Source organism: Roseovarius gahaiensis (genome assembly GCF_011601345.1).
Classification (GTDB): Bacteria; Pseudomonadota; Alphaproteobacteria; order Rhodobacterales; family Rhodobacteraceae; genus Roseovarius; species Roseovarius gahaiensis.
In genome coordinates, this window is record NZ_JAAORB010000023.1 from 1 (window position 1) to 23817 (window position 23817).

Here is a 23817-nt window from a genome sequence, read left to right on the forward strand (position 1 = left end):
ATGCGCCCTTCACGCCCAACCCCAAAGTGGCCTAATTTTGCGCCGCCCTTTGGTCGGGTTTTACTCCGCCGTTGACAACTAAAGCATTCACACGCCAAACAACGTGATATGGATCAAAGAATTCTGTATCTGGAATGTGGAATATTGCCGCTGAATTGAAGGAAACCCGATGCGATTGACGACTCGAACGAACTTGGCCGCGCGTGTCTTGATGTTCTGCGCGACCAATGATGGCCAACTGGTGCGGACCTCGGACATCGCAAACCGCTGCAATGCCTCGATCAATCACGTTGCGCGGGTTGTCCAGCAATTGCAGGTCGAAGGCTATCTAGAAACTCTTCGCGGGCGGACGGGTGGCATACGCTTGGCCAAACCGGCCAGCCGGATTTCGATTGGCGAGGTGTTTCGGATTTTTGAAACCGAAATCCCCTTTGCAGAGTGCTTCGATACAGAGCGCAACACATGCCCGTTGGCAGATACTTGCCGCCTCAGATCCTATGTCAGTCGCGCGCTTGAAGCCTTTTATCACGAGCTGGACATGGTCACCCTTGACGATCTGGTGGTTGGCAATTGCGGGTTGATGGAACTGCTTTCAATGAAGCCCACGTTCCCCGGTGCGTTTGCTGAGTGCAGCACACAGTGAACCAATCAGGCCAAAGGCCGGTTGCAAGCCCGGCAATACCCCCCAAGCCGTAAAAACAGGCGGGTCAGGCCCCGTCGCGCTTCCAGCGGTGCATCACGTCACCGCCCACGGCGCGGCTTTCGACCAAGCGGAACCGATGCGCGGCCTGCAACCGGTCAAGCCCCATCGCGCCGACACCGGGCAGCCCTTCGGCCCCGATAGCCAGACCGGCGGTAAAGCCCACCAGCTCATCCACCAGCCCCGCCCGCAGCAACGACGCCGCCAAGGCGCCGCCGCCTTCGCAGAACACGCGCGTCAGCCCTTGGTGCCCAAGGTTTTCCAGCACCGAGGCGATATCCAACTGCTGGCCCACCAAATCACATGCGATGCGGGCAGCGCCCACACCGTCCCATGCTTCGGCCAGTGCCGCATCCGGGTTGGGCCCATGGCACAGCCACAACGGCACATCACGCGCGCTGCGCGCCAATTGCGACATCAGCGGCACATCCAACCGGCGTGAGACAACCACACGCACCGGCTGTCGCACCGGGCCGTGACCGCGCACCGTCAGCATCGGGTCATCCGCCCGCGCCGTGCCCGCCCCGACCATCACTGCATCATGACGGGCGCGCAGCCCGTGCACCATGTGCCGCGCCTCGGGGCCGGTGATCCACTGGCTGTGGCCCGTCGCCGTGGCAATCCGTCCATCAAAGGATGTGGCCAGCTTCAGTGTCAGATGCGGGCGACCTGTGACCTCGCGTTGCAAAAACCCGCCCAGATCGGTCATCGCCTGTTCGGCGCACACCCCGGTTGTCACCTCGATGGCAGCGGCGCGCAGGCGTTCGAACCCCTTGCCCGACACCCGCGGATCACTGTCCGAGATCGGCGCGACAACACGCGCCACCCCGGCCGCGATCAACGCATCGGCACAGGGTGGGGTTTTGCCGTGATGGGCGCAGGGCTCAAGGCTGACATAGGCCGTGGCGCCGCGCGCGGCATCGCCCGCCCGCGCCAGCGCTTGGGGTTCAGCATGGGGCCGCCCACCCGGCGCGGTCCAGCCGCGCCCAACGATTCGGCCTTGCTGGACAATCACGCAGCCCACCGCCGGGTTGGGCCAGCACTGGCCCTGCCCCCGCCGCCCCAGTGCAAGCGCAAGGGCCATGAAACGGGCGTCGGCGTCGCGGCTCACTCGTCTTTTGACTTGGCTTCGGCGATGGCCTCGTCGGGGCGCAGTTCGCTTACGAATTTGTCGAAATCATCGGCGGCTTGGAAATTCTTGTAGACGCTGGCAAAGCGCACATAGGCCACGGTATCAATCCGCGCGAGGCTTTCCATCACGATCTCGCCTACGGTTTTCGACGGGATATCCGTCTCGCCCATACTTTCCAGACGGCGCACGATGCCGGAAATCATCTGCTCGATCCGCTCGGGCTCAACCGGGCGCTTTTGCAGCGCGATACGAATGGAGCGTTCCAGCTTGTCACGGTCGAAATCCTCGCGGCGTCCATTGGTTTTCACCACCACCAGATCGCGCAGTTGCACACGCTCATACGTGGTGAATCGCCCGCCACAGGCAGGGCAAAACCGGCGACGCCGGATTGAAACATGTTCCTCGGCGGGCCGGGAATCTTTGACTTGGGTGTCGATATTTCCGCAAAACGGGCAGCGCATCGGCCGTTCCCCTTTTCTTCATCTGCCTCTTGGTTGTGGGTCTGAAGCCCACTTATCCACAGCCACTATAGGACAGCCGCAAGGTTTTGGGTAGAGGGGAATTTCGACCGCAAGATAGGCATGGTGACCCGTGGGGTTTAACTCTCTCGCATAGGGGTTAGGTAGTTCGCAGGTATAGACAAACGAAAGGCCCAACCATGACGGAAAAAACTCTTTTCATCACCGGCGCATCCACCGGCATCGGGGCCGAGACGGCCCGTGCTGCCGCCGCCCGCGGCTGGCGCGTGGCCTTGATGGCGCGCAGCGCCGACAAGCTTGACGCGCTGGTTGAAGAGCTCGGAGCAGACCGCGCCCTTGCCATCGCGGGCGATGTGACCAACTACGACGACCTGACCGCTGCCGTGGACAAAACCACCGAAAATTTCGGCAGCATCGACGCGGTGTTTGCCAATGCCGGGCGCGGCCTTGATGCGGCGGGCATCGCCGAGGGCGACCGCGACGAATGGCGCGCGATGATGGAGATCAACGTCATGGGCGTTCTATGGACAGTCAAAGCCACCTACGACGCGTTGAAAGCCAGCAAGGGCCACCTTGTGTTGACCGGATCGGTCGCTGGCAACATTCACCTGCCCGGCTCGGTCTATGGCGCGTCGAAATGGTTTGTGCACGGCCTTGGCGGCAACCTGAGCGAAGAAATGCGCGAATGGGGCGGGCGCTGCACCGTTATCGCGCCGGGGATGGTCGATACCCCGTTCTTTGAGACGCCCAAACCCGACAAGCTGCAGCCGCGCGATGTGGCTGAAACCGTGGTGTTCGCATTGGAACAGCCCAAACGCGCCGATGTGCGCAAGCTGACAATCATGCCCACCGGCTGACCCTTAGCCCAGATGCGCCGCCACCTGTCGGACGTGCGGCGCATCGCGATGCTCGAACAGATAGATCCCCTGCCAAGTGCCCAGCACAGGCCGACCATCGCTGACCGGAATGCTCAGGCTGACAGGCATCATCGCCGCCTTGATATGAGCGGACATATCATCGGGGCCTTCATAGGTATGGGTGAGATAACCCATCGACGGGTCGGTCGTGGGCGGCACCAGCCGGGCAAAATAATTGCGCAGATCGGTCCGCACCTCGGGATCGGCGTTTTCCTGTATCAGCAAACTGGCCGAGGTATGGCGGACAAACAACGTCAGCAGCCCTAGGTGCACGCCCGCCTGCGCCACCCACGCGGTGACGTCGCCGGTAAATTCATACAGGCCCTGCCCGCGCGTTGCGATGGTGAATGTGGTTTGCTCTGTGCCCAACGCGGCCCCCGGTGCAAAAGCTTACGACCCGACTTTGACACGCGCCACTACAGGCCCGCCAGCGGTGGCGACCCTAGCGAAAGAGGCGCTCGCCCTGTTCGTCGATGACCTGCTTGGCCTTGCGCAAGGAAAACGCCTGCGCCTCGTCCAACGACCGCACTACATCCGCGCGCAGCAGGTGGTGGCGCTTGACCTCGCCATCAATCTCTTTCTCGATCACCGCGCCAATGCGATAGCCATCGGCATCCGATTGCGGCGCCGGGGTAATGCGGAATCCATTGTAGGATTCCGCCTCGACCTCGGGGGCCTTGCCCGCCTTGGATTTTCCACCGAAAAGCTTTGAAAACAGGGACATATCAGGCTCTATTGATCCAGGAAACTACGCAGTTTCCGGCTACGGCTGGGGTGTTTCAGCTTGCGCAGCGCCTTGGCCTCGATCTGGCGGATACGTTCGCGCGTGACGCTGAACTGCTGGCCCACTTCCTCAAGCGTGTGATCGGTGTTCATCCCGATGCCAAAGCGCATCCGCAGCACGCGCTCTTCGCGCGGGGTCAGCGAGGACAGAACCCGCGTCGTGGTTTCCTTGAGGTTGTCCTGAATGGCGCTATCCAGCGGCAGGACAACGTTTTTATCCTCGATGAAATCACCAAGCTGGCTGTCTTCCTCGTCGCCAATCGGCGTTTCCAGCGAAATCGGCTCTTTGGCGATTTTCATCACCTTGCGAACCTTTTCCAGCGGCATTTGCAGCTTTTCGGCCAGTTCTTCGGGCGTGGGTTCGCGGCCGATCTCGTGCAGCATTTGGCGGCCCGTGCGCACCAGCTTGTTGATCGTTTCGATCATATGCACCGGAATACGGATGGTGCGCGCCTGATCGGCGATCGACCGGGTGATGGCCTGCCGGATCCACCATGTTGCATAGGTGCTGAACTTGTAGCCCCGGCGATATTCGAACTTGTCCACCGCCTTCATCAGGCCGATATTGCCTTCCTGAATAAGATCAAGGAATTGCAGGCCACGGTTCGTGTATTTCTTGGCGATCGAGATGACCAGCCGCAGGTTGGCTTCGACCATTTCCTTCTTGGCCAGACGGGCCTCTTTCTCGCCCTTCTGCACCTGGCTGACGATGCGGCGGAATTCGCTGATATCCAGCCCGACATACTGGCCCACCTGCGCCATGTCGGCGCGCAATTCGGCCACTTTGTCGGGGTTGCGTTCCATGAACATCTGCCAGCCCCGGCCCGATTTGGCGGCCATATCTTCCAGCCAGTTGGGGTCCAATTCACGCCCGCGGTATTCGTCGATAAATTCGCGACGGTTGATGCGGGCCTGATCAGCCAACTTCACCATGGCGCTGTCGATCTGCATGATCCGGCGGTTGATACCATAAAGCTGGTCAATCAGCGCCTCGATACGATTGTTGTGCAAATGCAGAGAGTTCACCAGCTCTACTATTTCCGAGCGTAGCTTTTGATAGGTCGCTTCCTGCGTGTCGCTGAATCGGCCATCCTCGTTCAAGGTGGCCGAAATCCGGCTGTCTTGCATCTCACTGAGCATTTCGTAATCGGTTGCGATCCGATCCAGCGTTTCCAGCACACGCGGTTTCAACGCCGCCTCCATGGCCGCAAGGCTCATGTTGGCTTGTTCGTCCTCGTCGTCGTCTTCGTCTTTCGCAATCGGATTGCCATCGGCATCCAGTTCCGGCTGCTCATCGCTTTTGCTGTCCGCCGGGGGGCTGGTGACGTTGGCCGCCTCGACAACCGGTGCGCCCTCTTCGCCTTCTTCGCCCATCTGGTCGCCAAAGGTGGTTTCAAGGTCGATCACATCGCGCAACAGGATGTCTTCGCCCAGCAATTCGTCGCGCCAGATCGTGATGGCCTGAAAGGTCAGCGGGCTTTCGCACAGGCCCGCGATCATCGTGTTGCGACCGGCCTCGATGCGTTTGGCGATGGCGATCTCGCCTTCGCGGCTCAGCAACTCGACGCTGCCCATCTCGCGCAAGTACATGCGCACCGGGTCGTCGGTACGATCCAGTTTTTCGCCGCTGCCTGCGCCGAGGGTCAGCTCCCCCTTGCGGCCCACTTCGGCCACGGCGGTCGATTTCTGATCGTCTTCCTCGGCCTCGTCATCTTCGATGATATTGATGCCCATTTCACTCAGCATCGACATCACGTCTTCGATCTGCTCGCTGCCCACCTGATCCGGCGGCAACACCTTGTTCAGCTGATCATAAGTGATGTAGCCCTTTTCGCGCGCTTCCGCGATCATCTTCTTGACCGCCGCTTGCGACATGTCCAAAGACAGCTCCGTTTCCTGTTCTTCCGGCTTTTGGTCGTCGGTGTCTTTGGCGGCCATGAACGTCTCCTGCGCAGTGGGCGGTCGGGCGATTCGGATTGTCCGAATCATTACCGTCTTAAAGTGATTCGAAAACCCGTTTACCCTGTTTTCTTTATCTATTCCTCACCAAACCGCAATCAACGGGTCGGTTTGGTGTATCTTATCGTTTCCAAGAGCGCATCGAATTGCTCGCGCTCGTCGCGGCTGATTCGTGCGCCATTCTCGGCCAAGTCGTATTCAGCCTGATCCTCGGTCTGGTTGCGTAGGGCGCGTTGACGCTCTTCCGCCGCTTGTCCCAAACGCCATGTCAAAGCCTCGTCAGCCCACCCGGCCAAATCCTCTGCGGCCTCGCTGACCTCGGCACTCCAGCCCCGCTCGGCAGACAGCTTGGCCAGTTCCGCCGCAATCGTCATGCGCGCCACCTCGACATCGCCGGGACGGCGCACCGGGGGCGCAAGCGCGACATGGGGCAAGCGCAGCAGGTTTTCAAGGGCATGCGTGCCAAGCGCCTCTTCGATGCGGGTGCGCAGTGTGTCGGCCCCGGCGGTGGCGTGGCGCAAAATCAAATCGCGCAGCCTTGCATGCTCGGGGTCGGCGCAGGTCATCATCTCGATAGGTGCTTCAAACTCTTCGAAAACTTCGGGCGTGCACACCAAAGAGGCCAAAATCGCCGCCTCCCGCAGGCGAATTTGCGCCGCATCATCGGCGGCCACCAAAAGCGATGACTTGGTCGATGGCATCGCCGTCGGGATCGGCTGCCACTTGCCGCCCTTGTTCCATTTCGCAGCACCGGGTTTGAACGTGTCGCGGCGCGGGCTGAACAACTGCCACCGCATTTCCTTGAGCGCTTGCCCATAGTGGCCGCGGATCGAGGGATCACGGATCAGTTTGATCTTTTCGCGCAGCGCCTTGTCCAAGGCGGCCTTACGCTCGGGGCTGTCGTACACATGCCCCTCGGTCTCGCGCTGCCACAGCAATTGCACCATCGGCAAGGCATCGTCCAACAGCGCTTGCACCGCACTTGCCCCTTTGGCGCGCAACAAATCATCCGGGTCTTGGCCTTCGGGCATGATGGCAAAGCGCAGTGATTTGCCCGCCTCCAACAACGGCAACGCGATATCAATCACCCGATACGCCGCCCGCAAACCGGCGGTATCGCCATCTAGCGCGATGATCGGTTCATCGGCGATGCGCCACAGCATCTGCAATTGATGTTCGGTCACCGCCGTGCCAAGCGGCGCAACCGACGCCCCGAACCCCGCAAGCGCCAAGGCGATCACGTCCATATACCCCTCGGCCACGATCAGTGGCTGGCCTTTTCCCGCCGCCTCGCGCGCGGGGCCGTGGTGATAGAGCGTGCGGGATTTGTCGAAAAGCTCGGTCTCGGGCGAGTTCAGGTATTTCGCATTATCGTTTGGATCCATCGCACGCCCACCAAAGGCGATGCAACGCCCGCGCGGATCGCGGATCGGAAACATGATCCGGTTGCGGAAGGTATCATAGGGCCGCCCGCCCTTAAGGCTGGGCTTGGCCAACCCGCAGGCCATGATCAAATCGTCTTCGACGCCCTTGGCCTTCAGATGGTCCCACAGGCCCTGCCACCCATCCGGCGCAAACCCGATCTCGAACCGCGCGCAGGCGGTTTCATCCAGCCCGCGGCCTGTCAGATAATCCCGTGCCACGGCCCCCGCGCCGGTTTGCAATTGCAAACGGAAATGACCCACGGCCATATCCATCACCTCGGCCAGTTGCGTGCGGCGGTCGGCCTTTTGCTGGGCTTGCGGGTCGCGTTCGGGCATGGGCATGCCCGCCTCTTGCGCCAGAATGCGCACCGCTTCCATGAAATCCACATTCTCGGTCTCGCGCACGAACCCGATCGCGTCGCCTTTGGCGTGACAGCCAAAGCAGTAATAAAACCCCTTGCGGTCATCGACGTGGAAGCTGGCGGTTTTTTCCTGATGGAACGGGCACGGCGCCCACAGGTCGCCCTTGCCCTGATTGGACTTGCGACTGTCCCACATGACCTTGCGGCCCACCACTTGGGCAAGCGAGGTGCGGGTGCGCAGTTCGTCCAGGAATCCAGGGGGCAGGCTCATACGTTAGTATATGAGCAAAGCACCGTCCCGAGACAAGAGCCAGCGCCACCGATCACTGCGCGAGGCACTGCTCTTTGTAGGCGACGGCAACCGCATCGGTCAGCTGGTCTTCGGGCAAAGTGTAAACCCAATCGACAATCGGCTGAACCGCGCCCGTGTAGGCGCTGTCGGTGTCCATTGTGTCACGCACCGTGCTTGCGGCATCCTGCGCTGAGGCCCCATCGGCGCGCGCGGTTACGGCGTCATCGACAATCATAGCGGTATTTTCGCATAAATCTTGCTTGTCCTGCGCAGTAATAGGGGTGGCAGCAATAAGAGCGACGGCAATGGCGGCAAGGCGTGTCATTTGGACCTCGATGAAATATTTGTTCACGCCAAACCTAAAGGCGCGGTCTGAAATTTAAAGCCCTTTCAAAGGGGAAAGGCCCGGGCACGCCGTCACGATGGCGCACGCAGGCCAAAACGCGACGCGGGCCTGTTCAAAGCCCAAGCGCCCGATAGCTGGACGCGACCTTTTCGATCGAGACCAGATACGCCGCCGTGCGCAGATCGCGACAATCCTCGCGCCCGTGCCAGACCTCGCGCATGGATTGGTAGGCGGTGCGCATCGTGTCATCCAAGCCTGAGCGCACCAACTCCAACTCATCCGCGCCGCGCAGGTATTTCTGCTTGAATCCTGGCGACATCGTCCAGGCGTCGCCTAGATGGTCATCCAGTTTTTCCAGCTCCCGCACAATCAATTCGTGACGCGCTTCTTCCTGACGACGCCCCATCCGGCCAAAGCGGATATGGCTCAGGTTTTTGACCCACTCGAAATACGACACCGTCACACCGCCTGCGTTGGCATACATATCGGGAATGATCACCGTGCCCTTGTTCCGCAGGATTTCATCCGCCCCGGCTGTGACCGGGCCATTCGCCGCCTCGATGATCAGGGGGGCTTGGATACGGTCGGCGTTGTCCATATTGATCACCCCCTCCAATGCGGCGGGGATCAGGATATCGCACTCTTGCTCAAGATATTTCGCGCCATCGGCAATATATTTGCCGGACGGATAGCCATCCACCCCGCCATGCTTGGCGATCCAGTTGCGCAAGTCTTCGACATCCAGACCATCCGGATCGTAAAGCCCGCCGTCGCGTTCGATTACCGCCGTGATCTTGCAACCATCTTCATCGCTCAGGAATTTTGCGGCGTGATATCCCACATTGCCCAGCCCCTGCACAATCACCCTCTTGCCGTCCAGTGACCCGCTCAATCCAGCGGCCGCGATATCGTCGGGATGGCGGAAAAATTCGCGCAACGCGTATTGCACACCACGGCCAGTGGCCTCAGTCCGGCCCTGAATGCCGCCTGCATTCACTGGCTTGCCGGTCACGCAGGCGCGCGCGTTGATATCGGTGGTATTCATACGCCGGTACTGGTCAGCGATCCATGCCATTTCCCGCTCACCGGTGCCCATGTCGGGGGCCGGCACATTCTGGCTGGGATGGATCAGGTCGCGCTTGGCCAACTCATAGGCAAAACGGCGCGTGATGCGCTCCAACTCGTGCTCGTCCCATTCGCGCGGATCGACACACAGCCCGCCTTTCGAGCCGCCAAACGGAGCCTCGACCAGCGCGCATTTATAGGTCATCAACGCCGCCAGCGCCTCGACCTCATCCTGATTGACCTCCAGCGCATAGCGGATACCGCCCTTGACCGGTTCCATATGCTCGGAATGAACGCTGCGATATCCTACGAAGGTCTGCATCTGGCCGCGCAGTCGCACACCAAACCGCACCGTGTATGTCGCGTTGCAGACGCGGATCTTTTCCTCCATCCCCGGCGGCAGATCCATCAGCGCGACCGCACGGTTGAACATCAGGTCCACGCTTTCGCGAAAGGTCGGTTCTTTGGTGGCTGTCATCATGCGTCTCCCATTTACACACCGGTCAGGGCCGGTATTTTTGGCCGTGTCCGCGTTGCATACACGTATCTTCGCATGGTTAATGCCTGCGACAATTTTGTCCACCCATAGCGCCCGAAACTTAAGCACAAGTTAAATATAACGCCCCGCCGCACGTTGGATGACTCTGTGTCGCCCCTCTTCATTCGGCGTGTTGTGCCGATTGTCCGCAAGTTGCGCACAATCCATCAAAACCACCAGGTATTTTAATAAAAAAGGCTATTAATCAGCAGGTTAGAAACACAATCATGCCTTATTTTCGCCACGTCATTCGTTAATAAAACCTGTATAAGAGTCCGATTACCGGGATCAGTGCGCCCGAAAGGTGTGACCATGAAACACGTCCTTATGCCTCATGACGCCATGCGCAAATCAATTGCGCTCACGTTTGAAAAACTTAACGCCCGCTGCGCACATCGCGCACGTCGGTTCCGCACCGACGAGTCCGGGGCGGTGGTGGCTTTAGCCTTGTTCATCTTCATTTTCATGTTGGCTGTCGCTGGTCTGGGGATCGACCTGATGCGCCACGAAATGAAACGGACCCACCTGCAAGCCACGCTGGACAGTGCCGTGCTGGCCGCCGCCGGCACCAAGATCAAGGATGGCTCGAACAGTCCTGAAAACGACCTCCAACAGGTGATCAAGGACTACTTCGAGGCCGCGCAAATCGGTGGCTACCTTCAGGATTTCAATGACGACGACATCAAGATTGGCGATGGCAAGACCGAGGCTTTGGCAAGCGCCAAGCTGGAAATGGATACCTACCTGATGCGCCTTTCCGGCGTCGACACGTTGACAGCGTGGGCCACCACGCAAGCCGCGATCTTGGCCGAAACGCTTGAGATCGTCATGGTGCTTGACGTGTCGGGCTCGATGGAGGGAGAGCGCCTGACCGAACTCAAGAAAGCCGCCAAGAAATTTGTCACGACCGTGCTGGACAACTCGAACGGGATCGTGTCGTTTTCCGTGGTTCCATTCAATTCCAATGTCGTGCCCCCGCGCGAGATTTACGACAACCTGAAAGTGGCAGAACGGCACACCTATTCAACCTGCCTTGTGTTCCAAAGCGACGGTTTCAAAAATACCGCCATCGACCCCAATCAAACTTATGCGCAAAAAATCTTCACCTCGATGGACCGCAGCGGCTGGCACGAGGTGGATTTTGGCGAAGTGGGCCGTGAAAAAGAACCCGGTGAATATGTCGACCATCGTGAGGACACGTCCTATAACCGGTCATGCCATAATGACGAACGGTTCGAGATTTTGCCCTATGCAACAACCGAAGGGGCGGTGCATGACAAGATCGAGATGCTGACAGCGGCTGGCGGCACCTCGGGTGACATGGGCATGAAATGGGCCAGCGCCCTGCTTGATCCGGCCTTCCGCCCGGTTGTCAATGAGATGGGCAAGCTGCGCGTTAAGACGGACAGCGACGGCAACATCATGCGCGATGAAGACGGTAACGAAATAACCTATTCGCAGATCAGCAATGATCTTTTGGGCCTGCCCAAGGATTACCCGTCGAAAAATGACAGTGGACAAACCAACAACAACAAGATCATCGTGATGATGGGGGATGGGGTGAATGGCTGGGAGGTATCGCTGAAAGACCCGGCCAACATCTTGTCAAATCCTGACTATGCGTCAGACGTGAATTGGGATTATCGCGGCCCCGGCTCGACCCTGCACCGCGTGCGCTACTACGAGACCGAATTCAAAATCGCCCGGTTGGTCCGCTCGAACGGCCAGATCGTCCAATCGTCGAACGATCCTTCGGTGTGCGGCAAGGCTGTCTATCAATACTGGTATGGCTACCGGTATTACTACGGTGAATGGGAATGCGAGTATGAGGTGACCGAAAACGAGAAAACCGGCTATTACTTCTACGCCTCTCAAAAATCCAACAAGTATTACGACCCCGATCGCGACACGTATTTTTCAAGCCGCGATGCTGCGTTCCCGTATCTCGTGAAAGATCAAAACGGTCAGGAAATCGACGTCCAACTGGACTGGGAAGAAACCTGGGGCCTTGTCACCCCATGGCGCTACGCGCAAATCACCGGCGACTGGGGTCCGTATAATGAATATAACCCCAACAGCAGCTCAACCATCTCTGGCTACACCAAAGAAAACCGCATGACCGACATTTGCAGCGAGGCCAAGGAAAAGGGCGTTATAGTCTATACAATCGCCTTCGAGATGGGCGAAACAGACGGCAGCAACGCCAGCGCCTTGTCGTCCTGCGCGTCGTCGTCGGAAAACAGTTTTGCAGCGTCGCTTGATGGCAGCGTAGCGGGCGCCGACGGCACCGCCCGCACCATCGAAGAAGTGTTCGAAGTGATCGCCGCTTCGGTCAAAAAGTTGAGCTTGCGCCAATGATACGGTTCATCAAATCCCGCATCGCGCGCATGCGCGGCGAAGAATCGGGAGCAGCTAGTGTCGAGTTCGTTCTAGTGTTTCCAGTGTTCTTCATGTTCATGGTCTTTTCGGTCGAGTTAGGAATGATCACGCTTCGGCATGCGCTTCTGGAACGCGGCCTTGACCTGACGGTGCGCGGCATACGTCTCACGACTGGGGAAGATTGGCAGCATGACGACATCAAGGCCGGATTGTGCCAGGTCTCACTTCTGGGACCAGCCTGCATGAATGATCTCAAAATTGAGATGAAAAAGACCGACATTCGCAACTTCAGCGGCCTGGATCCAGTGGCGGACTGCACCGACCGCTCGGAAACGGCGGCACCGGTCTATAAATTCACCAACGGAGACAGCAACGAATTGATGCTGATCCGGGCCTGCCTGAAATATGATCCACTGTTCCCTGATGCCGTTTTTGGAAAGGTGATCAACAAGGACACCAGAGGACAAGGCATGATCGTATCGGTCTCGGCCTTTGTACAGGAACCTGATGAAGAATGGGAAAGCGACGCGGAAATTGCAGCGGGAGGTTCAGGATGATTTGGCTGAAAAAGCGCCTGTCGCAATTCCGCGACGACACCAGCGGCAATGTCACCGTCGAAACCCTGATCATCATCCCGATCCTGTTCTGCGCAGTCACGCTGACATGGGAATTTTTCGAACTGCATCGTTTTAAAAGCGTGCGGGAAAAGGCCAGCTATGTTGTCGTCGACATGATCTCACGCGAGCAGAACGGCATCGACACCATCTATCTGGACAACACGCTGTCCCTGTATGACGAAGTCGTCCGGCAATCCGGCAACAATCAGCTTCGCGTCAGTTCGATCATGTTTCGCGACAATGATCCCGACATTGACACGGATTACGAGTATATCGTTTTGTGGTCTGAGGTGCGCGGCGAAGGACCGATACAGCCCATAAAAACCAGCGAGATCAAGGATGGGGCCGATTTCATCCCCAGCATGGCGGATCAAAGCACCCTGATCATGATCCAGACGCTCTCGCACTATCAGCCAGCTTTCAAAGTCGGTCTGGGGGCAAATGTGCCGATTGACACTCACGTGTTCACCAGCCCGCGCTTCGTGGCGCAGGTGAACTGTTCGGATTGCAGCTAACTGGCTAGGGCTCGACTACGTGAACAGCCCCGCGCCTTATTGCCGCTCTTGCATCACGGCGGACAGGATTTCGGCCATCGCCTTGGCTTGATGGCCGGGTGTCACACCACCGACCCCCAACCGGCGCCCCAACCGCCACCATAGGCCCGGCTCCCAGCGTTTCGGGCCGGTTTTCGCGTCACGTTTCAGCACCAGGGTAAATCCGTTCGACGGTTTAAAGGCGAACGCCCCGCGTTCGATTGCTTCGACATCGGCCACATTCACCAGCACTTCGCCGGTGGAACTGCGCAGCGCGTCTCGCGTCAACTCTAACCGGTTGCCGGTTGCCCTGCGCATCCGGTCGGTCAACCACAGCGCGCCAAGCCCCAAGGCCAACAAGAACACGACCCAGCCCGGGTTCGACGGGGGCCGCAGCAAGGCCACGCAAATTGCCGTGACGCCCAGCACAAGGACCGACCCGACGCCGATCACCCGCCGTGGCGGCGACGCCGCGACAATCGCCAAAACCTCGTCTTTCATCGCTCTCTCCCTTTTCGCAGCGGCTTAGCCCGAAACCGCCGCCGATGCGAGTGGCTTTGTGAATTGCAAGCATCGCCGATTTTCACACAAATTCGCACAGCCCCGGTTCGCCCTGCCACAGACACGGCCATTGCGCAAAACCGTCGCAACAATATCTACATGTGGCGAAAGGAGATCCCTAATGTCCCTCAGACCCACGCTGGAAACCCGGCTTGCCCAACCCACGATGGAGGGCGCAGGCGTTCATTTGCACCGCGCCTTCGGCTTTCACAATCCGTCCGAACTGGACCCGTTCCTGCTATTTGACGATTTCCGAAACGAAGACCCGGCCAAGTTCGAAGCCGGTTTTCCGTGGCATCCGCATCGCGGGATCGAAACCATTACCTACGTCCTGTCCGGCTCGGTCGATCACGGCGACAGCCTTGGCAACACCGGAACCTTGGGCGCGGGCGATGTGCAATGGATGACCGCCGGGTCGGGTATCTTGCATCAGGAAATGCCCCACGGCAACGCGCAGGGCCAAATGCACGGCTTTCAGCTGTGGGCCAACCTGCCCTCCTCTCTGAAAATGACCGCGCCGCGCTATCAGGATGTCAAATCACCCGACATTCCTGAAATCACCGATGACGATGGCACCACCGTGCGCGTGATCGTGGGCGAATTCTGGGGCAAGCGCGGCCCGGTGGATGGCATCGCCGCCGATCCGCAATACCTTGATATCTCGGTGCCGCCGGGGGTGAAAAAGACATTCCGCATCGACACCTACCGCCGCGCATTCGCCTACGTGTTCGAAGGGGCCGGTGCCTTTGCCGATGCCAGCCAACCCGCCGGTGTGCTGCTGGAAAAAGAGGTGGCCGGCGAAGAGGTCAACATTCGTGACCTGTCCGGCGACCGCACGCTGATCCGCTTTGGCACCGGCGACGAGGTGACCGTGCAAGCTGGCGAACAGGGCATCCGCTTTTTGTTGGTGTCGGGCGCGCCCATTCAGGAACCTGTCGCATGGCACGGCCCGATCGTGATGAACACGACCGCAGAACTGCAACAGGCCATGGCCGATCTGCGCAACGGCACCTTCATCAAGCCCGCGCATTAGAATTGTAGCATCGGGCCGGTATTAGTCCGGCCCGAAGGCGGCCCGCAACTCTTGCGTCACCTGCTCCATCCGGTCTGCAGGCAATTGTGGCGGGATCGAATAGCCCTCGGGCCCGTCCTGTAGATAGGCTTGCGATGTCACGTCATGGACATCGTGCATAGGCACCACATGGGCATGCGCATGCGGCACATGAATGCCAGTATAAAACAGCGATACCCGCTCGACGCCGTAAATCGTTTTCATCCGCCGCGCCAAGGCCTGTGCGCAGGTGGTAATCCGCGTCGCCAAATCCTCGGGCAGATCCTCGAACCAGACGTGATGCGCTTTCGGGATGATCAACGCATGGCCCGCCCGGATCGGATGCAAATCCAGAAACGCCAGAATCTCGTCGTCTTCATATAGCCGATGGGCGGGCAACTCCGCCTTGGCAATCCGGCAAAACAGGCAAGTCTCGGTCATGGGATGGTCTTTCGTGTGATGATTGGTAGCAAGGGCACCGCCGCCGTTCAGCCTTGGCGCATTTCGGAGCAATCGCAAGCGGATCATGCGGCCACGGCTTTGCGCACCATGCCCCAGTAAATCTCTTCAACCTCCGGCAAGCTCAGCCGCCCTTCGTCGCGAAACCATGTGTTCACCCCGGTCAGCATGGCAATCACAGCCATCGCAGCAATCTTTGGCTCGGCCACATCAAATCTGCCTTCGGTCACGCCGCGCCGCAGGATGTCTTCAAGCTGATCTTCGTAACACCGCCTAAGCCCCTCGATGATCTCGAAATTCTCAGGGGTCAGATTGCGCAACTCCATGTAGGACACGAACACCGCTTCGGGCCGGTCATGATGAAACCGGATGTGAAACCGGGTGAACTGTTCCAAAGCGGCCAGCGGATCATCTGGCTGGGCACAGGCCGCGCGGGCCTGCAACAGATCATCCATATGCCCCCGCAACAGATCAAACAGCAGGCTTTGCTTGTCGGGTGTGTAATTGTAAAGCGCGCCCGCCTGAACACCGACCTCGCCTGCAATTTGCCGCATGGAAACGGCCGCATAGCCGTTTTGGGCAAACAGCCGCAACGCCGCCTCGCGCACACGCGGCCCGGTGATGTCAGAGTGGGATCCTTGGGTTCTGGCCATGCTTCAGAATTAACTGAACATATGTTCAGATCAAAGCCCCTGCTTGCCCCCCGGTGCCAAAAAGTGGCAAGAGGGAAACAACACCGCCCACCAAGGTTTACCGATCATGCGCCCCGGCAGCTTTGCTTTCCTGATCCTACCGGCCCTTCTGGCCGCGTCCTGCACGCAGTTTCCCGTGATCGAAGATCGGGTCGGCGAAGATGTGCGCGACGCGCCTTACATGGATCTGGTGCCCGTCGAAACTCTGCGCGCGGGTGTGCCCGCCACGCAGGTCACAGACACGGATATAACCGCCGTCGAGGCCCGCATCGCCCGCCTGCGCGCCCGCGCAGCCCGCCTCAGCGGCGCGGTGGTCGACAGCCAGACACGCGCGCGAATGTCCCAAGGCGTCGACTAACCGCATTGCCCGCGCAAAACCCGCGTTGCAAGGCCTGCACGAACCCGTTACATCGCCCGTCAACACCTGCCGACATGCGACAATTGGAGACCGATATGACAAAACCGCTGCGCCTTGGGATCGCCGGACTGGGCACTGTCGGCACCGGTGTCGTCAAGATTGTCCGCCAAAAAGCCGATCTGCTGGCGGCCCGCGCGGGGCGCCCGGTGGCCATCAGCGCCGTGTCAGCGCGCACCCGCGACAAGGATCGCGGCGTTTCCCTGTCCGATTACACATGGGAAGACGACCCCGTGGCCTTGGCCACCCGCGATGATGTGGATGTTTTCGTGGAATTGATGGGCGGCAGCGACGGCCCCGCCAAGGCCGCAACCGAGGCGGCGATTACCGCAGGCAAGGACGTTGTGACCGCCAACAAGGCGATGTTGGCCCATCATGGTCAGGCTTTGGCCACTGCTGCGGAAACCGCTGGCCGTGTGCTGCGCTTCGAAGCTGCCGTTGCCGGTGGCATTCCGGTGGTGAAGGCGCTGACCGAAGGGTTGGCCGGCAACGATGTCACCCGCGTCATGGGCGTGATGAACGGCACCTGCAATTATATCCTGACCCGGATGCAGGCCACCGGCCAAGGCTATAACGCCTTGTTCGAAGAGGCCGACAAACTGGGCTATCTTGAAGCCGACCCCAACCTTGACGTTGGCGGCATCGACGCAGGGCACAAGCTGGCGCTGTTGTCGTCGATCGCGTTTGGCACGCAGGTGAATTTCAACGACGTCGAACTGGAAGGCATCCAGTCGATCACGCTGGAAGACATAAAGCACGCCGCCGATATGGGCTATCGCATCAAATTGCTGGGCGTGGCACAGCTGACCGGCCGCGGGCTTGAACAGCGCATGTCGCCCTGTCTGGTGCCGGAAAGCAGCCCCTTGGGTCAGCTTGAAGGTGGCACCAACATGGTCGTGCTGGAAGGGGACATGGTCGAACAGATCGTCCTGCGTGGCCCCGGCGCGGGCGAAGGCCCCACCGCCAGCGCAGTGATGAGCGATGTGATGGACATCGCGCGCGGCATCCGCGTGTCCACCTTCGGCCAGCCCGCCAGCGGCCTGCAACAGGCCACGGCGGCCCGCGCATCCACGCCCGCACCTTTCTATCTGCGCATGGATCTTGAAGATAAACCCGGCGCTTTGGCCAAGGTGGCCACAGTTCTGGGCGATGCAGGCATTTCGATTGACCGGATGCGCCAGTATCGCCACGACGACACCACGGCCCCGGTCCTGATCGTCACCCACAAAACCACCCGCACCGCGCTCGACAGCGCATTGGACGCCATGGGCAAACTTGACGTCATGGCATCAAGCCCCGTCGCCCTGCGGATCGAAACCGTATAAGATGTAACCCAGACTTGTGCCAAACCAATCCGGTCGCTATTGCTGGGCAGGTTTGAAAAGACCGAAAACACCAAGGATTTACCATGACATCCCCCACTGATTTCAATGACCGTTCGCTGTCTCTGGGCTTGGCCCGTGTGTCCGAAGCCGCCGCACTGGCCTGTGCCGACCTGATTGGTCGCGGGGATGAAAAAGCCGCCGATCAGGCCGCCGTGAACGCGATGCGCGAACAGCTGAACCTGCTGGCCATTCAAGGCGTGGTTGTGATCGGCGAAGGCGAACGCGACGAAGCGCCGATGCTGTATATCGGTGAAGAAGTGGGCAGCGGCGATGGCCCCGGCGTGGATATCGCGCTGGACCCGCTGGAAGGCACCACGCTGACCGCCAAGGCGATGCCGAACGCGCTGACCGTGATCTCGATGGCGCCGCGCGGCACCATGCTGCACGCGCCCGACGTGTATATGGACAAGCTGGCCATCGGCCCCGGCTATCCCCAAGACGTCGTCTCGCTTGACATGAGCCCGCGTGAACGGGTCGAGGCATTGGCCAAGGCGAAAGGCTGCAAGCCCTCCGAGATCACCGTGTGCATTCTGGAGCGTCCTCGCCATCAGGACATGATCACCGATGTGCGCAGCACCGGCGCTGCGGTCTACCTGATCAGCGATGGCGATGTGGCGGGTGTCATGCACTGCGCCGAACCCGAAATGACCGGCATCGACATGTATATGGGCGCAGGCGGCGCCCCCGAAGGCGTGCTGGCCGCCGGTGCGCTGAAATGTATGGGCGGGCAGATGTGGGGCCGCCTGTTGTTCCGCAACGACGACGAAAAGGGCCGCGCCGCCAAGGCGGGCATCACCGATCTGGATCGCATCTATGCCCGCGACGACATGGTGACCAGCGATGTGATCATCGCCGCCACCGGCGTCACCGACGGCTCGGTCGTGTCGGGGATCAAACGCCGCCCGGCCTATGTGGAAACCGAAACCATCCTGATGCGGTCGAAAACCGGGTCGTTGCGCCGGATGATCTATCGCAGCCCGCTTCGTTAAGCGCGCGGAGGGCGCGGTGACAGACGCCTACCTTGGGATTGAAACCTCGCTCAGTGCTCGGCGGTGGATCGGCCCCGGTGCCGACGTGGAACGTCTGGCCGAGGCGATGGCGCAATCCACCGCCCTGCCCCGCCCGCTGTGCCAGACCCTTGCCCGCCTTGGCGTGCCCGAAGCAGAGGCCGAGGCCTATTTGGCCCCGCAACTGCGCGACCTGCTGCCCGATCCGCGCAGCCTGAAGGATATGGAGCCCGCCGCCGCGCGGTTTTTGCGCGCGGTGGCTGAAAACCAGCGGATCGCGATCTTTGCCGATTACGATGTCGATGGCGGCACCTCGGCCGCTTTGCTGATCGACTGGCTGCGCCAGATGGGCCTGACGGCCACGCTGTATATCCCCGACCGGATCGACGAGGGCTATGGCCCCAATGAGCCTGCGATGGCCGATCTGGCCGCGCGCCATGATCTGATCATCTGTGTCGATTGCGGCACGCTCAGCCATGATGCGATTGCCGCCGCCAAAGGGGCGGATGTGATCATCCTTGATCACCACCTTGGCGGTGAAACCCTGCCCGATGCCTTGGCCGTGGTGAACCCCAACCGGCAGGACGAACCCGGCGATCTGGCCCACCTTTGCGCCGCGGCTGTGGTGTTCTTGATGCTGGTCGAAGCAGGCCGGCAATTGCGCGCGGCAGGCCAAAACGGCCCGAACCTGATGGGCCTACTGGATTTGGTGGCCTTGGCCACGGTGGCCGATGTCGCACCGCTAAAAGGAGTCAACCGCGCGTTCGTGCGCCAAGGTCTGCGGATCATGGCGCATCGTGACAGGCCGGGGCTTGTGGCGCTTGGCGATGTGGCACGGCTGGACAGCGCACCTGCGGCCTATCATCTTGGGTTTGTTCTAGGGCCGCGTATCAATGCGGGCGGTCGTATCGGCAAGGCCGATCTGGGCGCGCGCCTGCTGGCCACCCGCGACCCTTCGGAAGCGCGGGCGCTGGCCGAACGACTGGATCAGCTCAACACCGACCGCCGCGAGGTCGAGGCCGCCGTGCGCGCCGCCGCACTGGAACAGGCCGAGGCGCGCGGGCTGGACGCCCCGTTGGTCTGGGCGGCTGGCGAAGGCTGGCATCCGGGCGTCGTGGGTATCGTCGCCTCGCGCCTCAAGGAACTGACCAACCGGCCAGCAATTGTGATCGGTCTGGACGGGGACGAAGGCAAAGGCTCGGGGCGGTCCGTGTCCGGGGTCGATCTGGGTGCGTCGATTCAGCGGCTGGCCGCCGAGGGGCTGCTGATCAAGGGCGGCGGGCACCGCATGGCGGCGGGCCTGACCGTGGCGCGCGATCAACTGGACGCCGCCATGGCCCGTCTGGCCGACCTTCTGGCGCGTCAGGGCGCGGGCCTTGCTGGCCCCGCTGATTTGCGGCTGGATGGGGTGCTGATGCCCGGGGCCGCCAGTGTCGAACTGGTCGAACAGATCGAGGCCGCAGGCCCCTTTGGCGCGGGCGCACCGGGGCCGCGCTATGTGTTTCCCGACATGGCCATAGGGTTTGCAAAACGCGTCGGCGAGTCGCATCTGAAACTGCGCTTCGGCGACGGTCTGTCAGGGCAACTTGACGCGATCTCTTTCGGCGCGTTCGACGGCCCACTGGGCCCGGCGTTGGAAAATCACGGTGGCGCGCGATTCCATTTGGCCGGACGTCTGGACATCAACACATGGGGCGGACATAAAACCGTGCAATTGCGCCTAGAAGACGCCGCCAAAGCCAGCGCCTGACCAAAGCTGTGCAGATAATATTCAAGGTTTCTCGGACATTTATAGCCACGTCCCCACCCAAAGACGCCCCGCACGCACTTTTTTGCAAAATGCCTCTTGCGTCGGGGCCGGGTTTTTTCTAGTTAGCGTCTCACGCCACGGTATGGCCCGTTCGTCTATCGGTTAGGACGCCAGGTTTTCAACCTGGAAAGAGGGGTTCGATTCCCCTACGGGCTACCACTTATCCCTGCTAAGTATTTGACCATTTAAGGGACGCTTGTACCTATCCCCCAATAAATCTCCCAGTCCGACATGGCTTCTGCCGGAACAATATGAATGACAGCGTGACCGCGCCCCGGTATTGTTACCACGAAGTCATTGGGACAACGTTTAATTCAAGATGCCGATAATTGTAGTGACACGAAAAGCGGCCCTCCTGTGTATCACGATGCTTGGCTGCCTGCCGGGGTCGGTTGCAAATTCGGAAACACCTTGCTCCAACGCAAAAGAACCGCGTATCGCAGCAGCTTGTTCATGCGATGAATACCTAGCGGCTCTCGGTGTCGTTGTCGCGTCCGCTAAGGTGTATTGGATTCGAGAGGAGAGTGATCTCTTTCGCAGCGCGCTCGCAGGCTTTGAGAGCCAGAAGCGCCGCTTCTCCATCGTGGCCGGAAGCCGCGCATACGCTTTATTGATGCAGCCATCGCCTATTGCACCAGGTGAAGTTTCAAACAGCACCATGCTTCAGATAACGTTGCAAGGTCGGGAGGGTGATGAAGGCGTGATTGCCTTGGCCCAAGCACTAATGGAAAATACGGATGCAGAACCGATCCGGCAAGGTTTGATTCAGTACAAGCGCCGCGACTGGCCAAGCTCAGATTTGGTGACCAAATACTTCGAAGGATATGAGGAAATGATGGTCAAAGCATGTCGAGAAGACTTCAACGCCAATTGAGCAATGGAATTTCCTTTTTGACCGGAGACACGCTATGCAAGACCTTGAATTGGAACGCGCCATCGAAATTGCTGTCTCTGCTCATCGCGGGCAGACCGACAAGGCGGGCCAGCCCTACATTCTCCACCCGCTTCGCGTGATGTTGGCCTGCGAGAGCGATGTCGCCCGAATCGTCGCGGTCCTGCACGATGTAATCGAGGATACAGACTGGGCACCCGATGCCCTGCGCGCCGAAGGTGCCTCGGATGAAATCATCGCCGCACTGGATACGGTGACGCGTCGCCATGACGAAACCTATTCCGAATTCATCGAGCGCGCCTCACGAAACGAAATCGGGCGCGCAGTGAAGATTGCCGACATTCACGACAACCTGGACCTATCGCGGATCGCCCAGCCCACCCAGGCAGATTTTGCGCGAATGGATCGCTACCGCGCCGCCTTGCGACACTTGGGCGGTCAACTATCCAAACTTGCAGACGATTGACCGGATAGACTCTGCAGCCACTCGGCCCATAGCTTGCGCTGCGCAGCAGTGATCCGTTCGCGGTGCTTGGGCGTTTGGGGGCCAGTGCTCAGACCACCGTGAAATCTGCATCTTTTCTTGCACGGCAGAGCTTTCTCCTTGGACGAGGTGCCCTTGCGGGTACGAGCGCCGTAAATGACGGTGCGCGCGTGCACTTTATCTTCAAAGCCGAATAGCCCCCACCCCGCGCTATTTGGTTATCACGGTTTATGCAGGGTCAGAGTGTTTCTTTTCCCAAGGACACAGCGCCACCCAAACAGTGATTGTGTTAGGGCTTTCGCCAGTCCCCGCCAGATTTACGCCCGTGATCCGCCGATAAAGCCGAGTCTTGGCTTCCAACCCAGACGTCGGCACCGTGTCAGAGACCGCAACAGCCAAAACCCCATAGAAAAACGCTATGACCCAACCGGTGCGGCTGTTGTCGCCTTGTCGTCTGCTTCACTTGGCAGTAACAATTGCGCAATCCAAGGAGGGAGGAATTTCAATGTCTATTTTCCGTACATTAGCCACCGCAGGTGCATTCGCAACGCTTGCCATGCCAGCCATAGCACAAACCGAGATCAAACTAGGCTATGCATTGGCCCCCGACAGCCACTACGGCGTGGCCGCCAACAAATTCGAAGAGGTCGTTCTGGCCGAAACCGGGGATGACTTCACCTTTCGGCATTTCCCGTCGTCTGGTTTGGGCGGTGAGCGCGAGGTGATCGAAGGCTTGCAGATCGGCACAATCGAGGCGACGATCGTGTCTTCGGGCACTTTGGCGAATTTCGTGCCCGACACCGGGGTGTTCGACATCCCCTTTCTGTTTCGGGATCTGGGCCATGCCCGCCGGACATTGGACGGCCCCATCGGCCAAGACATCCTGGCCAAGTTTGACGCGGTGGGCCTGAAAGCTTTGGCATGGGGCGAACAGGGCTTTCGCCACATCACCAACAACCGCAACCAGATCGAAGGCCCCGAAGACGTCCAAGGCCTGAAACTGCGTACCATGGAAAACCCGGTGCACCTGTCGGCGTTCAACGCCATGGGTGCGGCCCCCACCCCGATGGCCTGGCCCGAGGTGATCTCGTCGCTGCAACAGGGCGTGATCGACGGGCAGGAAAACCCGCTGTCTGTGATCGTGTCCGTCAAGCTGGACGAGGTTCAGGAATACCTGACCCTGTCGGGCCATGTGTATTCCCCGGCGATGCTGCTGGTCTCGAAACCGTTCTGGGACGGGCTGAGCGACGATCAGAAGGCCGCCATGGAAAAAGCCGCGTCCGAGGCCGTGACCGCCATGCGCGGTTTTGTGGATGATGTTGAAACATCCGGTGTGGAAACCTTGAAAGAACGCGGCATGAAAGTGGGCGAGCTGTCTGCCGAACAAAAAGCCGAGTTCCAGGCCGCGATCCAATCGGCGTATGAGGGCTACTACGAGACCTACGACAAGGCCCTGATCGACGCCATCGTCGCAACCGAGTAAACCCGGACACAACCAAATGCGGCCGATGCCAAAAGGTGCCGGCCGCCTGCCA

25 protein-coding genes and 1 tRNA gene are annotated in these 23817 nt (G+C 59.9%); 14 read left to right on the forward strand and 12 right to left on the reverse strand.

Translation table 11 applies throughout. The annotated features are described in order from the left end of the window. Positions 1–169: 169 nt before the first annotated feature. Positions 170–643 carry an RrF2 family transcriptional regulator gene (locus HAT86_RS11130; protein ID WP_167197375.1) on the forward strand — a complete coding sequence of 158 codons (474 nt, stop codon included), beginning with the start codon at positions 170–172 and terminating at the stop codon, positions 641–643. Between the two features lie 64 nt (positions 644–707). Here HAT86_RS11130 and ribD read toward each other — a convergent pair whose 3' ends face one another. Together ribD and nrdR are read right to left on the reverse strand one after the other, a co-directional pair. Continuing rightward, on the reverse strand, positions 708–1784 hold the full coding sequence (gene ribD / locus HAT86_RS11135) for a bifunctional diaminohydroxyphosphoribosylaminopyrimidine deaminase/5-amino-6-(5-phosphoribosylamino)uracil reductase RibD (RefSeq protein WP_167197509.1): 1077 nt from the start codon (positions 1782–1784) through the stop codon (positions 708–710). 23 nt (positions 1785–1807) lie between these two features. After that, positions 1808–2293, reverse strand: coding sequence for a transcriptional regulator NrdR (gene nrdR, locus HAT86_RS11140; protein WP_167197378.1), 486 nt, complete (start codon positions 2291–2293; stop codon positions 1808–1810). A gap of 197 nt (positions 2294–2490) precedes the next feature. Between nrdR and HAT86_RS11145 the strand changes: the two genes are divergently transcribed. Beyond that, positions 2491–3168: an SDR family oxidoreductase gene (locus HAT86_RS11145; RefSeq protein ID WP_167197381.1), complete on the forward strand. Its 678-nt coding sequence runs from the start codon at positions 2491–2493 to the stop codon at positions 3166–3168. A 3-nt stretch (positions 3169–3171) separates the two neighbouring features. Here the strand turns inward: HAT86_RS11145 and HAT86_RS11150 are convergent, their stop codons facing one another. The 6 genes from HAT86_RS11150 to HAT86_RS11175 form a co-directional block, all read right to left on the reverse strand. Continuing rightward, entirely contained in the window at positions 3172–3597 is a 426-nt protein-coding gene (locus tag HAT86_RS11150; RefSeq protein WP_167197384.1) for a secondary thiamine-phosphate synthase enzyme YjbQ, read from the reverse strand. Positions 3598–3670: 73 nt separating this feature from the next. Then, positions 3671–3952, reverse strand: a complete 282-nt coding sequence (locus HAT86_RS11155; RefSeq protein WP_167197387.1) for an HlyU family transcriptional regulator — start codon at positions 3950–3952, stop codon at positions 3671–3673. Positions 3953–3960: 8 nt separating this feature from the next. Further along, positions 3961–5949, reverse strand: a complete 1989-nt coding sequence (gene rpoD, locus HAT86_RS11160) for an RNA polymerase sigma factor RpoD (RefSeq protein ID WP_167197390.1) — start codon at positions 5947–5949, stop codon at positions 3961–3963. A 119-nt stretch (positions 5950–6068) separates the two neighbouring features. Next, positions 6069–8027, reverse strand: coding sequence for a DNA primase (dnaG, locus tag HAT86_RS11165; protein ID WP_167197393.1), 1959 nt, complete (start codon positions 8025–8027; stop codon positions 6069–6071). Between the two features lie 52 nt (positions 8028–8079). Beyond that, positions 8080–8373, reverse strand: coding sequence for a hypothetical protein (locus HAT86_RS11170; protein WP_167197396.1), 294 nt, complete (start codon positions 8371–8373; stop codon positions 8080–8082). Between the two features lie 133 nt (positions 8374–8506). Then, positions 8507–9937, reverse strand: a complete 1431-nt coding sequence (locus tag HAT86_RS11175; protein ID WP_167197399.1) for a Glu/Leu/Phe/Val family dehydrogenase — start codon at positions 9935–9937, stop codon at positions 8507–8509. A gap of 372 nt (positions 9938–10309) precedes the next feature. On the opposite strand from HAT86_RS11175, the gene HAT86_RS11180 reads away from it, so the two are divergent. From HAT86_RS11180 to HAT86_RS11190, 3 genes are read left to right on the forward strand one after another with little or no spacing between them, the layout of a single operon-like run. Next, on the forward strand, positions 10310–12355 hold the full coding sequence (locus HAT86_RS11180; protein WP_167197402.1) for a pilus assembly protein TadG-related protein: 2046 nt from the start codon (positions 10310–10312) through the stop codon (positions 12353–12355). Next, complete coding sequence (locus tag HAT86_RS11185) at positions 12352–12933, forward strand: TadE/TadG family type IV pilus assembly protein (protein WP_167197405.1); 582 nt, start codon at positions 12352–12354, stop codon at positions 12931–12933. Before HAT86_RS11180 ends, HAT86_RS11185 begins: the two co-directional genes overlap by 4 nt. Further along, complete coding sequence (locus tag HAT86_RS11190) at positions 12930–13508, forward strand: TadE/TadG family type IV pilus assembly protein (protein ID WP_167197409.1); 579 nt, start codon at positions 12930–12932, stop codon at positions 13506–13508. Before HAT86_RS11185 ends, HAT86_RS11190 begins: the two co-directional genes overlap by 4 nt. A 36-nt stretch (positions 13509–13544) precedes the next feature. Here the strand turns inward: HAT86_RS11190 and HAT86_RS11195 are convergent, their stop codons facing one another. Beyond that, positions 13545–14027, reverse strand: coding sequence for a hypothetical protein (locus tag HAT86_RS11195; RefSeq protein ID WP_167197412.1), 483 nt, complete (start codon positions 14025–14027; stop codon positions 13545–13547). A 181-nt stretch (positions 14028–14208) separates the two neighbouring features. Between HAT86_RS11195 and HAT86_RS11200 the strand changes: the two genes are divergently transcribed. After that, entirely contained in the window at positions 14209–15120 is a 912-nt protein-coding gene (locus tag HAT86_RS11200) for a pirin family protein (protein WP_167197415.1), read from the forward strand. A gap of 21 nt (positions 15121–15141) precedes the next feature. Here HAT86_RS11200 and HAT86_RS11205 read toward each other — a convergent pair whose 3' ends face one another. Then, entirely contained in the window at positions 15142–15579 is a 438-nt protein-coding gene (locus tag HAT86_RS11205; RefSeq protein ID WP_167197418.1) for an HIT family protein, read from the reverse strand. Between the two features lie 83 nt (positions 15580–15662). Further along, the gene (locus tag HAT86_RS11210; protein ID WP_167197421.1) at positions 15663–16250 is read right to left on the reverse strand and encodes a TetR/AcrR family transcriptional regulator; all 588 of its coding nucleotides are present in this window, start codon (positions 16248–16250) and stop codon (positions 15663–15665) included. 106 nt (positions 16251–16356) lie between these two features. Here HAT86_RS11210 and HAT86_RS11215 point away from each other — a divergent pair, with 106 nt between their 5' ends. The 7 genes from HAT86_RS11215 (at position 16357) to HAT86_RS11245 (ending at position 22264) form a co-directional block, all read left to right on the forward strand. Further along, positions 16357–16647: a hypothetical protein gene (locus HAT86_RS11215; RefSeq protein WP_167197424.1), complete on the forward strand. Its 291-nt coding sequence runs from the start codon at positions 16357–16359 to the stop codon at positions 16645–16647. Between the two features lie 95 nt (positions 16648–16742). Next, positions 16743–18029 carry a homoserine dehydrogenase gene (locus tag HAT86_RS11220; RefSeq protein ID WP_167197427.1) on the forward strand — a complete coding sequence of 429 codons (1287 nt, stop codon included), beginning with the start codon at positions 16743–16745 and terminating at the stop codon, positions 18027–18029. Positions 18030–18112: 83 nt separating this feature from the next. Beyond that, positions 18113–19078 carry a class II fructose-bisphosphatase gene (gene glpX / locus HAT86_RS11225; RefSeq protein WP_167197431.1) on the forward strand — a complete coding sequence of 322 codons (966 nt, stop codon included), beginning with the start codon at positions 18113–18115 and terminating at the stop codon, positions 19076–19078. Between the two features lie 16 nt (positions 19079–19094). After that, positions 19095–20846 carry a single-stranded-DNA-specific exonuclease RecJ gene (gene recJ / locus HAT86_RS11230; RefSeq protein ID WP_167197434.1) on the forward strand — a complete coding sequence of 584 codons (1752 nt, stop codon included), beginning with the start codon at positions 19095–19097 and terminating at the stop codon, positions 20844–20846. Between the two features lie 144 nt (positions 20847–20990). Then, positions 20991–21065, forward strand: a tRNA-Glu gene (locus HAT86_RS11235). Between the two features lie 175 nt (positions 21066–21240). Next, a complete protein-coding gene (locus HAT86_RS11240; RefSeq protein ID WP_167197437.1) occupies positions 21241–21780 on the forward strand; it encodes a hypothetical protein in 540 nt (179 codons plus the stop codon). Between the two features lie 34 nt (positions 21781–21814). Further along, positions 21815–22264, forward strand: coding sequence for a GTP pyrophosphokinase (locus tag HAT86_RS11245; protein ID WP_167197440.1), 450 nt, complete (start codon positions 21815–21817; stop codon positions 22262–22264). On the opposite strand, the gene HAT86_RS17105 is transcribed toward HAT86_RS11245, so the two are convergent. Next, a complete protein-coding gene (locus tag HAT86_RS17105; RefSeq protein WP_408015023.1) occupies positions 22237–22458 on the reverse strand; it encodes an HGGxSTG domain-containing protein in 222 nt (73 codons plus the stop codon). The two genes, HAT86_RS11245 and HAT86_RS17105, sit on opposite strands and share 28 nt — an antisense overlap. A 329-nt stretch (positions 22459–22787) precedes the next feature. Between HAT86_RS17105 and HAT86_RS11250 the strand changes: the two genes are divergently transcribed. Beyond that, positions 22788–23765, forward strand: a complete 978-nt coding sequence (locus tag HAT86_RS11250; RefSeq protein ID WP_167197443.1) for a TRAP transporter substrate-binding protein — start codon at positions 22788–22790, stop codon at positions 23763–23765. The last annotated feature ends 52 nt before the right edge of the window (positions 23766–23817 follow it).

Coding starts and splice junctions, on each gene's coding strand:
- HAT86_RS11185 (WP_167197405.1), top strand. CDS start 12,352: ATGATACGGTTCATCAAATCCCGCATCGCGCGCATGCGCGGCGAAGAA.
- HAT86_RS11200 (WP_167197415.1), top strand. CDS start 14,209: ATGTCCCTCAGACCCACGCTGGAAACCCGGCTTGCCCAACCCACGATG.
- glpX (WP_167197431.1), top strand. CDS start 18,113: ATGACATCCCCCACTGATTTCAATGACCGTTCGCTGTCTCTGGGCTTG.
- HAT86_RS11155 (WP_167197387.1), bottom strand. CDS start 3,952: ATGTCCCTGTTTTCAAAGCTTTTCGGTGGAAAATCCAAGGCGGGCAAG.
- nrdR (WP_167197378.1), bottom strand. CDS start 2,293: ATGCGCTGCCCGTTTTGCGGAAATATCGACACCCAAGTCAAAGATTCC.
- HAT86_RS11180 (WP_167197402.1), top strand. CDS start 10,310: ATGAAACACGTCCTTATGCCTCATGACGCCATGCGCAAATCAATTGCG.
- HAT86_RS11145 (WP_167197381.1), top strand. CDS start 2,491: ATGACGGAAAAAACTCTTTTCATCACCGGCGCATCCACCGGCATCGGG.
- dnaG (WP_167197393.1), bottom strand. CDS start 8,027: ATGAGCCTGCCCCCTGGATTCCTGGACGAACTGCGCACCCGCACCTCG.
- HAT86_RS11190 (WP_167197409.1), top strand. CDS start 12,930: ATGATTTGGCTGAAAAAGCGCCTGTCGCAATTCCGCGACGACACCAGC.
- HAT86_RS11245 (WP_167197440.1), top strand. CDS start 21,815: ATGCAAGACCTTGAATTGGAACGCGCCATCGAAATTGCTGTCTCTGCT.
- HAT86_RS11220 (WP_167197427.1), top strand. CDS start 16,743: ATGACAAAACCGCTGCGCCTTGGGATCGCCGGACTGGGCACTGTCGGC.
- ribD (WP_167197509.1), bottom strand. CDS start 1,784: ATGGCCCTTGCGCTTGCACTGGGGCGGCGGGGGCAGGGCCAGTGCTGG.
- HAT86_RS11210 (WP_167197421.1), bottom strand. CDS start 16,250: ATGGCCAGAACCCAAGGATCCCACTCTGACATCACCGGGCCGCGTGTG.
- HAT86_RS11195 (WP_167197412.1), bottom strand. CDS start 14,027: ATGAAAGACGAGGTTTTGGCGATTGTCGCGGCGTCGCCGCCACGGCGG.
- HAT86_RS11215 (WP_167197424.1), top strand. CDS start 16,357: ATGCGCCCCGGCAGCTTTGCTTTCCTGATCCTACCGGCCCTTCTGGCC.
- HAT86_RS11175 (WP_167197399.1), bottom strand. CDS start 9,937: ATGACAGCCACCAAAGAACCGACCTTTCGCGAAAGCGTGGACCTGATG.
- rpoD (WP_167197390.1), bottom strand. CDS start 5,949: ATGGCCGCCAAAGACACCGACGACCAAAAGCCGGAAGAACAGGAAACG.
- HAT86_RS11170 (WP_167197396.1), bottom strand. CDS start 8,373: ATGACACGCCTTGCCGCCATTGCCGTCGCTCTTATTGCTGCCACCCCT.
- HAT86_RS11205 (WP_167197418.1), bottom strand. CDS start 15,579: ATGACCGAGACTTGCCTGTTTTGCCGGATTGCCAAGGCGGAGTTGCCC.
- HAT86_RS11130 (WP_167197375.1), top strand. CDS start 170: ATGCGATTGACGACTCGAACGAACTTGGCCGCGCGTGTCTTGATGTTC.
- HAT86_RS11250 (WP_167197443.1), top strand. CDS start 22,788: ATGTCTATTTTCCGTACATTAGCCACCGCAGGTGCATTCGCAACGCTT.